The following is a 251-nucleotide window of genomic DNA, read 5'->3' as shown; positions in this document are numbered from 1 at the left end:
GCTCTTCAACCAACTTATAGCGCGTATCTTGATTTTCTGCTCCAAAGGCAAGCATCGCACTTTGTGCACCAAGTAAAACAGCACGACGTACATTTTCTTCAACGGTGCCATCAGATTTTACACCATGCGTCACATGTTCTGATTCACGTAAAATCACACCGTTATACATGCCTAGTGAACCATCAAAGATCGGATTCTTCGCACGCGAACCTGAATAAGCAGCCTTTTGTATATCAAGCCACTGACCTGTA

At 43.8% G+C, this 251-nt stretch carries 1 protein-coding gene; it reads right to left on the bottom strand.

Going from position 1 to position 251, the window contains the following annotated elements; translation table 11 throughout:
• A partial coding sequence (locus ACFINC_RS11595; protein WP_375617295.1) for a DUF4043 family protein occupies positions 1-251 on the bottom strand: 251 nt, incomplete at both ends.

The organism is Bartonella sp. AP58NXGY (assembly GCF_042195785.1).
Taxonomy (GTDB): domain Bacteria; phylum Pseudomonadota; class Alphaproteobacteria; order Rhizobiales; family Rhizobiaceae; genus Bartonella.
This window is presented reverse-complemented; position numbering and strand designations above follow the sequence as displayed.